The 13,401-nt window shown below is 61.6% G+C and carries 9 protein-coding genes; 4 read left to right on the top strand and 5 right to left on the bottom strand.

The window, feature by feature from the left end:
- Positions 1-120: 120 nt before the first annotated feature.
- Complete coding sequence (locus B0G69_RS36135; protein ID WP_347232538.1) at positions 121-1,923, top strand: thiamine pyrophosphate-binding protein; 1,803 nt, start codon at positions 121-123, stop codon at positions 1,921-1,923.
- Between the two features lie 193 nt (positions 1,924-2,116).
- On the opposite strand, the gene cysS is transcribed toward B0G69_RS36135, so the two are convergent.
- From cysS to B0G69_RS36115, 4 genes are all read right to left on the bottom strand, one after another.
- Positions 2,117-3,526 (bottom strand): cysteine--tRNA ligase, encoded by a 1,410-nt coding sequence (gene cysS / locus B0G69_RS36130; protein WP_121324846.1) that lies wholly within the window; start codon positions 3,524-3,526, stop codon positions 2,117-2,119.
- Positions 3,527-3,929: 403 nt separating this feature from the next.
- Positions 3,930-5,318 (bottom strand): MFS transporter, encoded by a 1,389-nt coding sequence (locus tag B0G69_RS36125; RefSeq protein WP_241991651.1) that lies wholly within the window; start codon positions 5,316-5,318, stop codon positions 3,930-3,932.
- Between the two features lie 90 nt (positions 5,319-5,408).
- Positions 5,409-7,604 carry an acetate--CoA ligase family protein gene (locus B0G69_RS36120; protein WP_241991650.1) on the bottom strand — a complete coding sequence of 732 codons (2,196 nt, stop codon included), beginning with the start codon at positions 7,602-7,604 and terminating at the stop codon, positions 5,409-5,411.
- An 8-nt stretch (positions 7,605-7,612) separates the two neighbouring features.
- Positions 7,613-8,821: an acyl-CoA dehydrogenase family protein gene (locus tag B0G69_RS36115; protein WP_121324844.1), complete on the bottom strand. Its 1,209-nt coding sequence runs from the start codon at positions 8,819-8,821 to the stop codon at positions 7,613-7,615.
- Between the two features lie 144 nt (positions 8,822-8,965).
- On the opposite strand from B0G69_RS36115, the gene B0G69_RS36110 reads away from it, so the two are divergent.
- From B0G69_RS36110 to B0G69_RS36100, 3 genes are all read left to right on the top strand, one after another.
- Positions 8,966-9,814 (top strand): IclR family transcriptional regulator, encoded by an 849-nt coding sequence (locus B0G69_RS36110; protein WP_121324843.1) that lies wholly within the window; start codon positions 8,966-8,968, stop codon positions 9,812-9,814.
- Between the two features lie 351 nt (positions 9,815-10,165).
- The gene (locus B0G69_RS36105; protein ID WP_121325128.1) at positions 10,166-10,963 is read left to right on the top strand and encodes an alpha/beta hydrolase; all 798 of its coding nucleotides are present in this window, start codon (positions 10,166-10,168) and stop codon (positions 10,961-10,963) included.
- A gap of 3 nt (positions 10,964-10,966) precedes the next feature.
- The gene (locus tag B0G69_RS36100; protein WP_121324842.1) at positions 10,967-11,308 is read left to right on the top strand and encodes a hypothetical protein; all 342 of its coding nucleotides are present in this window, start codon (positions 10,967-10,969) and stop codon (positions 11,306-11,308) included.
- Positions 11,309-11,687: 379 nt separating this feature from the next.
- On the opposite strand, the gene B0G69_RS36095 is transcribed toward B0G69_RS36100, so the two are convergent.
- Positions 11,688-13,082: a serine hydrolase domain-containing protein gene (locus B0G69_RS36095; RefSeq protein ID WP_121324841.1), complete on the bottom strand. Its 1,395-nt coding sequence runs from the start codon at positions 13,080-13,082 to the stop codon at positions 11,688-11,690.
- Between the last annotated feature and the right edge of the window lie 319 nt (positions 13,083-13,401).

Below are 13,401 nucleotides of genomic sequence, written 5' to 3'. Positions count from 1 at the left end.
GCAGCACGAGACGCGACTGCAGCCGGCGTGCAGCGCGTTCAAGGCCGTCTCGCCGTCTCCAGATGCCGTCGCCGCCGCCTTCGTCACATTGCCGTTTCGAGGGCCATACGCGACGACCGGATGAGGGATAGTGAGATCCGATTAAAGTTTTCTGCTCGGATCGTACTCGAAAATATGGAATCACACGCTCCATTGAATGTATCGAAAACGGTCGTGAAGTCGTTGGAAGTAGCGAAAATCGACCACGTCTTCCTCGTGCCGGGGAAGATGATCTACCCCCTGCTGGACGCAATCGACAAGTCGCCGTTGATTCGCGGAATCGTTTGCGCTCATGAGACCAGCAGTGCTTTCATGGCTGACGGTTATGCGCGAGCCAGCCGGAAATTTGGCGTATGCGTGGGGATATCTGGACCGGGCACCATGAATTTCGTGCCCGGTATGGCGGCCGCTCACGCAGACCGGATTCCCGTGCTCTATATTGCCGGGGGTGTCTCGTCGCGCGCGGAAGGCAAAGGTGCGTTCCAGGACGCTACGCTGAGTGGCATCTTCGAAAGCGGCGTGGTGAGAAGCCTGGTGCAAAATGTCGTCGAACTAAAGAACAAGGACAATCTTCAAGCCGAAATGCGCCGTGCGACTGACGGGTTGAACTGGATGCGTCGAGCGCAGTCTTTCATCAGCATTCCTGTCGACGTTCAACGGCAGGAAGTTCTGGCCGGTCAGGAAGTATCACGGCAACTGTACGATCACGGTGAGTTCAATGCATCCGAGGTCCCCGCGAACCACACGGCGTTGGATGCATTGCGCGACCAGTATTTGCTCAGATCGAAGAGAGTCGCTTTCCTGATCGGCAGTCGAGGCAATGACGCGGAAACCGCAAAGGTCCTGCTCGACGTGGCCGAAAGATTTTGCATTCCTGTTGCGACCACGCTATCGGGAAAGGGCGCGTTTCCTGAGGATCACGTCCTCTCGCTCGGCGTTTACGGATTCTCGAGCCACTCGCGGGCCGTTCGCGTGATCAACTCGGACGAACTTGACGTCCTCGTCGTGTTTGGCAGCGACTTGAATCAGCGCGACAGCATGAATTGGACTGAGAAGCTGACTGCCCAGAAGGAGGTGATCATCTTCGATGACAGCTTTGACGCGCCCGCGATGGGGCATGTGGCGCACGGAAGAATTTTCTCCGGAATTGGCGCCACATTCCGCTTGCTGTCCCTGACGGACACGAACCGGGGTGCTGACTTTCGCACTGTTTTGGAAAGAAGAAAAACATGGGTCGCCGAGGTCAACCAAACCCCGTTGTACGACCATCAGTTCGAGCAAACAGGTGTGCGGGGTTCAGGCAGCGATCGATCGCTTTATACAGGAGACGTCGTCAAGCGTCTGTGTCACCTCCTGCCGAAGGACACCAATGTTGTCGTGGATTCCGGCGCCCACCGGATATTCATGGCTCATTACTGGCTCTCGTCGGGCATTGGCAACTATTTTTCATCCAGCTCCCTCGCACCGATGGGTTGGGCAATCGCCGCCGGGATCGGTATCAAGCTTGCGGCCCCGGAGCGCCCGTGTGTCGTAGTGACCGGAGATGGGTGCATGCTGATGCACGGAATGGAGATCCAGACCGCAGCCCGATACGGGGTAAAGATACTTTATGTTGTGCTGAACAATTCTGCGCATGGCGCGATCCATATCGACGCGATCAGCAATGGCTCCATTCCGGAGCAATTCAGCAAGCTCCCGCGTCATGACTGGACAGCTTTTGCCGCTTCGCTCGGTGTCGCGGCGCGCAGGGTCGAGCGGATCGATGACCTGGCAGATGCACTGAGCGATGCGTCCCGACTTAACGGTCCATTCCTGATCGAAGTGTTGACCGGGGTCTTTCCGGCCCCGAATCGATACTACACAGATTGCGCGGCTAGTCCGTGAAAACGTGCGCTGGGTTCGCACCCGTAATGTCCGCAGGATGGCCGGACCCTCGCATGACCAAAGCGACCGGGAGCGGGCCGTCGATCGCACGCGAAACAGACGTTCAACCGGTCGCGCCGAGCCGTTGCCATCTCGCCTGCGGTTGTGCGCCCCGCATAGCGCATAGGACGCACAGCCGCCGATCTTCCGAGCGTCATACGCAGCCGTCCCCAAGTATCGTCGTTCCTTTGACAGTCCGGATCAGTCGTTGCCCGCGCTCACCGTCTTCGATTTGCCATCCCAAGGCTCTCAATGTGTCACGTAGGCGGTCCGCTTGGTCCCAGTCCCTGTTGGCGCGCGCCTTTTCGCGCCGCTCGGCCAACGCAGCAATGTCTGCCGGGATATCCCGCTTGTCCGGCTGCCAATCGGGCAGTCGTAACCCAAGTACCGAATCGAAGCTGTCAACGGTGGATCGTCGCGTGGCAGGAGGCAAATCGCTCCTCACCAGATCCCACAGCACGGCTAGTGCGCGCGGTAGATTCAGATCCTGATTGACCTCAGCGTTGAACCGGGCGACAAAACGCTCATCCGCCGTACCACCGGTGGGCCAACTCGCATAGACGTTGCGTAGCCGGTCGAGCGCGACCTTTGCGGCTTCAAGCGCATCCCAGTTGAAACGCAGGGAGCTTCTGTAGTGCGCCGTCAAGCACAGGTAGCGATACGCCAGCGGATCGACTCCGCGGTCGACCAGTGTCTGCAGGCGGAGGAAGTCACCGCCCGCCTTGGACATTTTCGTAGCGTCCAGTGTAAGGAAATGGCCGTGCATCCAGAAGTTGGCGAGCCGGGTACCGTGCGCGGCTTGCGTCTGCGCGATTTCGTTGCTGTGATGCACGGCGATGTGGTCTTCACCTCCGCAGTGAATATCGAACCAGGACCCCAGGTACCTGGCCGACATCGCCGAGCACTCAATGTGCCAGCCGGGAAAGCCGCGTCCCCAAGGGCTGTCCCATTCCATCTGGCGCCGGGAATCAGCCGGGCTGAATTTCCATAGCGCGAAATCCGTGGCGCGCTTTTTCTCGCCTAGTGCAACCCGCTTGCCGGCTTGCAGGCCCTCGTGGTCCAGGCGAGCCAGAAAGCCGTAGTTGTCCTGCTTGCTAGTGTCGAAGTACACGCCATCTGCGGTCCGGTACGTGTAACCGGCGCGTTCAAGCGTGACAATGAAGGCGAGCTGATCCGCGATATGGTCGGTTGCGCGGCACCAGACCGAAGGCTCCAGCAAGTTGAGCGCTCGCCAGTCGGCCAGGAAAGCCTGTGTATAACGCTCGGCGATCGCCCATGCCGACTCTCCTGTTCGCCGGCTTCCTTTCTCCATCTTGTCTTCGCCCTCATCGGCATCGGAGACCAAGTGACCGACATCGGTGATATTGACGACGTGCTGTACGGGGTAGCCGTTTAGCATCAGGACGCGTCGGAGCACGTCTTCGAACACATAGGTCCGCAGATTGCCGATATGCGCGTGGTCGTACACCGTAGGCCCGCAGCAATACAGGCCGACGTGATCGGGTTGTATCGGCTTGAAGGGGCGCACGGCGCGCGACCAGGTGTCATATAGGACGAGTGGCATTGGAATTTTCGCGTGGTGGAGCGATCGTGAAAAACAAAAAGGCCACCGGTTTCGCAACGGGTGGCCAGTTGAGGCTTGGGACGTGACGCAGATTGGCGCGCTAGACGCAAGCTCCCCCTGGCAGGCCGTGACAGCATGCGTGAACGAGGCGCGAGGGGTAATGGGCGTAAGCGAGCATGAAAGGCATGTTAGAGCCTGCCGCTCCTTAGGTCAATGTCAGTGAGCGGCCGCTTTCGAGAGCCACTGTCGAGTGACGGCTTGTGGCCGAGGCCGTGTAAAAACGCGTGTGATCACCTGGACTGAATCAACCCACTGAAACGAGAGGTACATCGCTACATCAGTCCCAGACGCACAAGCTCGCTTGCTTAATATCTGGCATATCCAAGCCCCGTGCCATTCGACGCTACCGCTGCGTCGGATTGAACCGGTGACCTCGCGGAGGGCGAGTGGCGGATGCCACCGCGACCGAGTTGCGCCCGGGTGAAGGAAACACCAACAGCAGCAACACGACGCCTGCCAGCAGCACGACGGCCAACCCGATCAGTCCGTATTGCGCGCTGCCCGTCTGCGTCTTGACCCAGCCGACGAACGCCGGACTCACGAAACCGCCCGTGCCGCCAAGACTGGTAATCATCGCGATGCCGCCGGCAGCCGAAGAGCGCGGCAGGAACGTCTGCGGAATCGTCCAGAACACTACGAAGCAGCCATACGACGATGCCGCCGCAAGCGCGAGCAGTCCGACACCGACCGCTACGCTATGCCCCGCCGCCGGCAGCAGCGCGAATGCGAGCGCCGTCACTGCCGCGCTGCCCGCGACATGCCAGCGCCGCTCCATCATCCGGTCCGAACTCGCGCCGACGACATACGTCCCCAGCGCGGCGGCGATGAACACCAGCGCGGACAGCAAACCGACATCGAGCACGCTCGCCACGCCGAGATCGCGGATGATGGTCGGCGCCCAGAAGCCGATCGCGTTGAACGGCATCATCACGGCAAAGTACACGAGCGCCGCGAGATACACACGCGGGTTGGCAAGCGCGCCGCGCAATCCGTCGAGATGACCGGTCTGCTTCGACTTTTCGTCGGCGAGCAGTTCGCGCGCGAGCAGCGCCTTCTCGCGCGCGTCGAGCCAATTCACCTCTGCAGGCGTGTCGCCGAGGAAGAAGAACGCGAAGATGCCGAGCGTTACCGCAGGCACACCTTCTAGCAGAAACAGCCACTGCCAGCCGGGCAGCCCGCCGACGCCCGCGAGGCGCGTCATGATGAACCCGGAAAGGGGCCCACCGACGATCCCCGCCACCGCCGTCGCCATCATCAGGAATGCGGTAACGCGTGCGCGCCGGGCGCCCGGGAACCAGCAGCTCAGGTAATAGATGATGCCGGGAAAGAAGCCCGCTTCGGTCACGCCGAGTAAAAAGCGCATGGCGTAGAACTGCATCGGCGTGCGCACAAACATCATCAGGCTCGACACCAGGCCCCACGCGAACATGATCCGCAACAGCGTGCGGCGTGCGCCGATGCGTTGCATCCAGAGATTGCTCGGCACCTCAAATAGCACGTAGCCAATGAAGAACAATCCCGCGCCGAACCCATAGGCCGACTCAGAAAAGCCGAGGTCGTGCATGAACTGCAATTTGGCGAAGCTGATGTTCACGCGGTCGATGTAGCTGATCACATAGCAGAGAAAAAGCAGCGGAATCAGCCGGAAAAACACCTTGCGATAGGTGCGCTCGATTTCAACCGGCGTGTACTCGCCCGCGTCGGTCGCACTGTGAATCGAAGAGCTGTGCATGATGGTCTCGCGAAGAAGACGAATTCGATATTCGATGGCGCCGCAACCTTCACGCGGCGCGTGGCCTCGGTGCAGGCTTTCAGAGAGGCCCTATCCGTCGATGATCGCCTGCGCGCGAGGCTCGGCTTCCCGCTTGCTCGCAGGCCTCGGCTCACAGCGTGCGAACGCGTCCCCCGCCCGCACGCCCTTGCCCGCCGGAAGCACAAAGAGCGGATTGATGTCGAATTCCTTCAGGCCAGGCGCGAGATCAAGCGCCATCGCGGACATCGCGACGATCGCATCGGCAAGCGCGTCGACATCGCAATGCGGCTTGCCGCGTGCACCGTCGAGCATTGCGAAAGCCCGCAGTTCGCGGATCATCGCACACGCCTCGGTGCGCGTGACCGGCGCGAGACGCCACGCCACGTCCTTCAGCACTTCGGCGTAGATGCCGCCAAGCCCGCACATCACCGCGGGTCCGAACGACGGATCGTTGTCGATTCCGACGATCATCTCCACCGCGTCGCGAATCTCTTCCTGCACCAGCACGCCGTCGATACGCGCGCCCGGAACGTGCCGCCGCGCGTTCGCGACGATCTCGTCGAACGCTTTCGACAACATCGCCTCGTCGCAGATGCCGACGCGCACCGCGCCCGCTTCCGTCTTGTGCGGGATGTCCGGCGACTGCACTTTGACGACGAGCGGAAAGCCCACTGTTCGCGCAAACGCGCAGGCCTCGTCATGGCTCTTCACGAGCGCGCCCTTTGGCGTTCCGATACCGTAGTGTTCGAGCAGACGCTGAGCGGCGTGCTCGGTCAGTTCGGTGGGGCTCTGCGCAACGAGCGCACGCGTCATGTCGGCGCGAACCCCGTCGCATGCGAGCGCTCGGTCGGCGCGAGCAGCCGCCCGCGTGCGCCGCGCCTGCGCATAGTCTGACAGCACCGCGAAGGCTCGGCCGCAGCGCACCGGCGTCGCGTAGAGCGGTACGCCAGCCGCCTCGATCACACGATACGCTTCCGCCGCCATCTCGCGGCGCGCATTCCACGCGAGCATCAGCGGCTTGTCGGTTGCGCGATGCACGCGCACGATCGCCTCGGCCATCGCGAGCGCGACCTCGCCGCTCGCCGCAGCCGCCATGATGGCGATCGAATCGATGCCCGGATCGTTGGCGATGATTTGCAGCGCGTCCGCGAAAATCTGCGGCTCGGCGAGGATGCCCGCCGTCAGGTCGACGGGATTGGCGAGCGATGCGAACGCCGGAACGATCGGCCTGAGCGCATCGAGCGTCGCGGGCGAGAGCGGCGGCACTGTCATGCCGCGTTCGCTGCATGCATCGGTGATCAGAATGCCCGCGCCGCCCGACAGCGTGACGACCGCGATCCGGTTGCCACGCGGCAGCCGCTTCGCTTGCAACGCTTTCGCGTAGTCGCCGAGATCGGCGACGTCCGTCACTTCGATCACGCCCGCCTGCCGGAACGCCGTGCGATACAGCGCCGACGCGCCGCCCAGATTGGCCGTGTGCGACGCAGCGGCCGTCGCGCCGTCGGCCGTGTTGCCGACCTTCCACGCGAGGAGCGGCTTGCCCGCGTCGAGGGCGCGCGTCGCCACCCCGACGAGCCGTCGCGCGTCCTTTAGCCCCTCGATGTACGCGGCGATCAGCGATGTTTTTTCATCGTCGATACAGGCATCGACGAGATCGAGCAGGCTCACGTCGGCTTCGTTGCCGGTCGTGATGAAGTGGCGCAGACCGATGCCGAGTTCGTCGGCCATCAGCAGGAGCGCGCAGCCAAAGCCGCCGCTTTGCGAAATCAGCGAGAGGCCGCCCGCACGGTAATCGACGCCGAACGGCGCGCCGAATCCCGCATACACGTTCGCGCCGGTGCTGACGACGCCCTGGCAGTTCGGCCCGAGCACGCGGATGCCGAATGCGCAGGCCACATCGGCGATTTCGCGCTGCAATGCGGCGCCCGCCTCGCCCGCTTCGGCGAAGCCCGAACTGTAGACGATCACATGGCGAATGCCTTTTTCTCCGCACTCGCGCAGCATGGCCGGCACGCGGCGGGCGGCGACGAGAATCAGCGCGAGATCGGGCGTCTGCGGCAGACTGGCGACGGCCGGATGGCAGGCCACGCCTTCGATGTGCGCGTACTTCGGGTTGACCGGATACAGCACCCCGCGATAGCCGTGCTGAAGGAGAAAGCGCAACGGCTGGCCGCTGATCGACTTCGGATCGTTCGACGCGCCGATGATCGCGATGGAACGCGGCGCGACAAGCCGCTCGATGTCGAGTCCGCGCTGATACTTCATGGCGGCGCTCATGCGGCACACGCGGCGGTCATAGCGACGCCGTCCCTGGATTGTGCCGCGGGCGTCTGCGCCGCGCGGCGCAGCGTGATCTTCGCGATGTTCAGCTGATGAATCTGCGTCGTGCCCTCATAGATACGGAAAGCGCGCACATCGCGATAGAAACGCTCCACCGCGTTGCCCCTGAGATAGCCGCGTCCGCCGAGCATCTGCACCGCGCGATCTGCGACCCGTCCGCACATCTCGGAGGCGAACATCTTGCACATCGACGCCTCCAGTGCGACATCCTCGCCGGCATCGCGCTTGCGCGCGCTTTCGAGGATCATCGAGCGCGCTGCGTAAATCTCTGTCTGACACTCGGCGATCAACGCCTGAACGAGCTGGAATTCCGCCACCGGCTTGCCGAACTGCTCGCGGCGCGACGTGTAGGCGACGGCTTCGTCGAGCATGCGGATCGCGGGGCCGGTGCACAGCGCCGCGAGATGGATGCGCTGCTTGTTCAGCACCTTCATCGCGGTGCGAAAGCCTTGGCCCTCCGCGCCGCCGATCAGACCAGCCGCCGGCACGCGGCAAGCGTCGAAATGGACATCGCCGACGGGTGAACCTGCCTGGCCCATCTTCGCGTAGGGCTCGCTCGTCGAGAGACCGGGCGTTCCGCGCTCGACGAGGAAGGCGGAAATCCCGCCCGCGCCGGGCATCGACGGATCGGTGCGCGCCATCACCGTGAAGAGACCCGCGATCGGCGCATTCGTGATGAAGCATTTGCTGCCGTCGAGGACGTAGTGGTCGCCGTCGCGGCGTGCGGTGGTGCGAAGCGCCGTGGCGTCGGAGCCCGCGTCTGGCTCGGTCAGCGCGAACGCGCCCGTCAGCGCGCCCGACGCGAGCGGCGGCAAATAGCGCCGCTTCTGGGCTTCGGTGCCGTCTGCGACGAGCGCCTCCGAGCCGATGCCGGTATTTGTGCCGACCCGCGCCCGGAACGCCACCGACGCCTGCGACAACGCGAAGGCACCGCGCACGAGCTGTTCCGTCGTCAGCCCCGCGCCGCCGAATTCGCGCGGAATGCTCCAGCCGAAGTAGCCAAGGGTGCGCATGCGCTCCACGAGATCGTCCGGCACGGCGTCGGTCTGCTCGATTTCGTTCTCACGCGGAATCGCTTCCTCGTGCACGAAACGCGCGACATCGGCGAGCATCTGGTCGAAATCGGTGTTTCCGCTGTTCATTAGCTGTCTCCGTGATAAAGGTCGATTTATGGACCTACTATCGGACTTTTTCGTCCGGACGGGCAGCTTTGTTCGACTCTGCTGAACACAGTTTGGATATGCAGAACGCTTGCGTCACAATGAACGCAGTCGACAGGAGGCATCATGGCACACAACGACGCACCGGAAACCGCACCGGTCGCGAGCGACTACCTGGATTCGAAGGCGCGCTACACGCCCGACGAGTTCGACGGCGACCGCCAGTTCGCCACGACGCTCGCGCGCGGCCTCGACATCCTGCACTGCTTCACGCCGCGCGACTCGCAACTCGGCAATGCGGAACTCGCCGCGCGCACCGGCATGACCAAGGCGACGATCTCGCGCTTCACCTACACCCTGACCCGGCTCGGCTATCTGCGGGTGAACCGCATGAACAGCAAGTTCCAGCTTGGGTCGGCCGTGCTGACGCTCGGCTATCCGCTGCTCGCGAGCCTTGCGGTGCGGCAGATCGCCCGGCCGTCGATGAAGGAACTGGCGGATCACGTTCGGGGATCGGTGTCCCTTGGTATGCGCGACCGACTAAGCGTCGTCTATCTGGAGAGCAGCCGCAGCAGCACGCCGCTCGGCCTACCACCTGATATCGGGCTAAGCTATCCGATCGTGCGCACCGCGATGGGCCGCGCGCTTCTCGCCGCGCTGCCCACGGAGCGGCGAGAAGCCTTACTCAACGAGATCGCAGTCAAGTCGCCCGACGATTGGGCCACGTTCCGCGAGCGCGTGCTGCGCAGCATCGACTATTTTCGGGAGCACGGTTTTTGCGCGTCATATGGCGATCTGCGGCGCGAAGTCCATGCGGTCGCCGTGCCTATGAAACCCGCCGCCGACGGTGAGATCCTCGTGTTCAATTGTGGTGTACCGTCGTATTTGTTGAAAGAAGGACAACTGGAAGGCGACGTAGGACCGCGCCTCGTATCGATGGTGCGCAGTGTGGAAGGCGCAATGGGAATATTTTAGAGACGCGGCCCAGCGAATGGCCGTTCGCCAAGGGGAGCCGACGTCTGAATGTCCGAGCGACGCGTCGAATGAATGACACCTCGCGGCCGAGGCCGGTCCAATCTTGAAACGACAAGGCCGCTCGCCGTCGATGCTTTCGGTGGTGTGACTCACTGAAGTATGCAGCACAAGACTGGTCCACGGTTCACTGCGCAAGCGGGGGGCGTCGTTGCCGACTGCCCGTTGCCTTAGAGCCGTCCCTCCCGGCGCCGTCAGCGCGTGGCTCGCGACAACACGCATGGACTTAAGCGGTGGCCAATGCACGCTAAACTGGGTTCGTTACTGAACCGATCGTGGATCGGGCTCAAGGCGATGAAATTCACCGGGTTGATGTTGTGTCTCACCGTTGCGTGCCTGATTGTGTTCGCAGGAGTCGCCATTTTGCCGGATCGTTTTATCTACTTCCCTGAGAAGGCTGCAGCCGGGGACGTCGTTTCCAGCGTACTTCGCGCCTGGCCGACACCTGAGGCGTTCCGCGGCCTCGTGGCCGAGCCCCTCGGATCCGCGCGCGCCACCGTCATCGTCTTTCATGGCAATGCCGGGCATGCCGGACACCGTTCGTTCTACGCCGCACCGCTCACGCGGCTCGGGCTGCGCGTGATCCTCGCCGAATATCCAGGCTACGGGCCGCGCGACGGCACGCCGGGCGAAGAGAGTCTGGTCGGTGATGCCCAACAGACCATCGCGCTGGCGCATCGGCTCTATGGCGCGCCGCTGCTGCTCCTCGGCGAATCGCTCGGGGCCGGCGTGGCGGCCGCCGCCGGCTCGCGTGAACGCGACAAGACCGCTGGCGTGCTGCTCATCACGCCATGGGATCGGCTTGAGCACGTCGCCGCTTATCACTATCCGTGGCTGCCCGTGAAATGGCTGCTGCGCGACCGATACGACAGCGTGACCCATATGGCGTCGTTCGGGCGCCCTGTTCTCGTCGTGGTTGCGGAGCGCGACAGCATCGTTCCCCCGCGCTTCGGCGAAGCACTCTACAACTCGCTGGCCGAACCGAGACAACTGATAGTGGTGAGGGCGGCTGAACATAACGACTGGATCGGCCGCGTCGACGAAACCTGGTGGCGGGAGGTGATCGGCTTCCTGCTCACACCTTCGCATTGAAATATGAAATCACGCTCCGTCCCGTCCGGCAGGGAACGCTTCTATGTCCTCGATGCGAAGAACAGACCTGTCGAGGTGTTCGATCGCGGCGAGTGGTCGCGCTGGATGACAGAGAACGAACTGATCTTCCGCCGCACGCTGCTGGACGAATCCGGTGTGACGGTCACCACGCGCTTCCGCGGTGTGTCCGAACCGAAAACCGGGGAGGGTTCGCTGTTCGTGACGCGCGTCGCCGGAATGGAAGCGCGAGACAACAAGAGCTACGGAGCACGTACGCTCGATGAGGCGCTGGAGCAGCATGAGCTCATCGTGCAGAAGATCGTCCGCATGCTGACCAAGCGGTGATCGCCACAGCACAACGATTCTCCTCGACCATAACCATCCCCCGCGCGGACGACATTGCCTGCCCGGGCGTCGGCCCGAAGGTCGCCACGCCCAAAGTGACTATCTATCTGACTGACGGCCTGCAGCCTTTCGACCGTGAAAGCGGACTTGACAATGGCGCGCCACTCTCGTCCGCACGGTTGCAGCCCGAATAACAATCCAGGCGTAGGACAGGCGATTGAAGAAGATCGGTGGCGCCCGGGGGGGTAATTGACAGTAGTCGACCCACAGCGGTCTTTCGACGGATTCCAGAGCGGACATTCAACTTCATCTTCGACGGTCGTGCCGGCCGCTGAAGCAGATTCAGCGGAGGGCAGCTGGTTGCGAGAATCGAGACAATTCAAAAATATATTTGGTCAACTAGCTCGTGTAGGCGCCGTGATAGTTCCAATGCTCCAAGGTCGTAGTTAGACAACACAACTGTAACAAAACCGCCATTCAGTTGAATCTCGAAGTCTGCACTGATGCCCGGAAAACCACCAGCGTGGCCGACCTTTAAGTCGCTCCCCTCACCACTTACAAAAAATCCGTACCCATACTGCGCCCCGATGTGATCTCTCCACAGCAAATCACGTGTCTTGCGACTGATCAGGCGATCGGACAAGAGCGACGTGGCGAATCGGTGAAGATCTCGAACGGTTGAGAAACCGCCGCCTGCCGGTCCGCCTTTGGCAACGTGGGCGAATATGTTCTCGCGCCACCCGGACCGATTCTGCGATGTGGGAACATAGCCCATCGCGAGATTTTCGATGGGGTCGTCGATGTCGTAGCAGTCGGTGTCAAACATTGCGCACGGAACAAATATTCGATCGCGAACATAACTAAAGTAGTCCGTACCTGTTACCCTTTCAATAACGGCACCTGCCAGCAACATACCGCTGTTGCTGTATAGAAACTCGCTTCCGGGCTCGAACGCAGGGCTGTCGTCCCGAACGAGTACTTTGAAGTCGTCTATGCTGCGGAAAAGATCGCGGGAAGTCTTGAAAAATGTCTCATTGAAGTAACTTCCCAACCCAGAGGTATGGGTAAGAAGGTGTCTTATTTTTACCCCACTCGACACGGAGGCAGGAAGCCACTCATCGCTCAAATAATTGTCGAGAGAGTCCTCAAAGCTGATCTGACCGGTCTCTGTCAACTGCGCGAGCGCAACGGCAGTGAACATCTTGTTCGCGGACCCCAGGTTGAATTTGGTATCCGGACCATTATTAATGTGAAAGCGCTTGTTTGCGTGACCACATGCATATTCGAACAGAACCTCACCCCCGTGCGCAATGAGCACCGCCCCGGAAAACACACCGGCATTGAATCCTTTCACGCAGAGTTCGCGTGCCTGCTCAGCCAAATCCGTCGTGGCCAATTGTGTCCGAGTTGCGTTTCGCGTGAGAGTTGGCCTCGCGGTCATCTCGAATATGCGTCCTGACCCACCAGATTCCATAATCAATCGAATTTCGTGCCATCCCGCGTACACTCGGTCCTCGACGGTGACCACCACCGTCGGGTTACTCGTATCTTCGGCGACGGACAGTAAGTCCACGCCCTGCGTAATTCGGAAAAGGCCAAGCAACCATTCGAGATCGTTTCGGGCAGGATGTTCCTGCGAAGCCGGCGGGGAGACGACGTTTTCATCCAGAAACGCTCGAACTGCAAGGCGGTCGTTTGAGTTAATCGCAGCGAGTAATTCTGTGATTTTCTGGCCGATAGAGTCCGGAGCGGCAGCCTGGGTATTCTTGTCCATTGATTTGCTGTCCCTTTGCGCGCACCTGAACGAAATCAAAGAAAAATAATGCCATTGGCGCGTAAGCAGTTTTTCCGAGATAAGAGTCTACACAACGTTTTGAAGAAAAAAATTGCGACGATTGCAATCTTGGCTACACCGTTCGACGTCGTTCCCGAGCGCTGATAGGTACGGTTTGATAAGGCGCGGCATGCGGCGGGTGCGAGTGCGAGTGCAAGTGCGAGTGCGCAACCGCCGCACGAGAACGGCCCTGCTACGAGGGAACCGATTGTCGGCGATTCGTTCTCCATCGATGGACGTCGGATTTTGGCCGGCCACA

Source organism: Paraburkholderia sp. RAU2J (assembly GCF_003634845.1).
Classification (GTDB): Bacteria; Pseudomonadota; Gammaproteobacteria; order Burkholderiales; family Burkholderiaceae; genus Paraburkholderia; species Paraburkholderia fynbosensis.
Note: the sequence above shows the minus strand (reverse complement) of the source record. Positions and strands in the feature narration are given on the sequence as shown.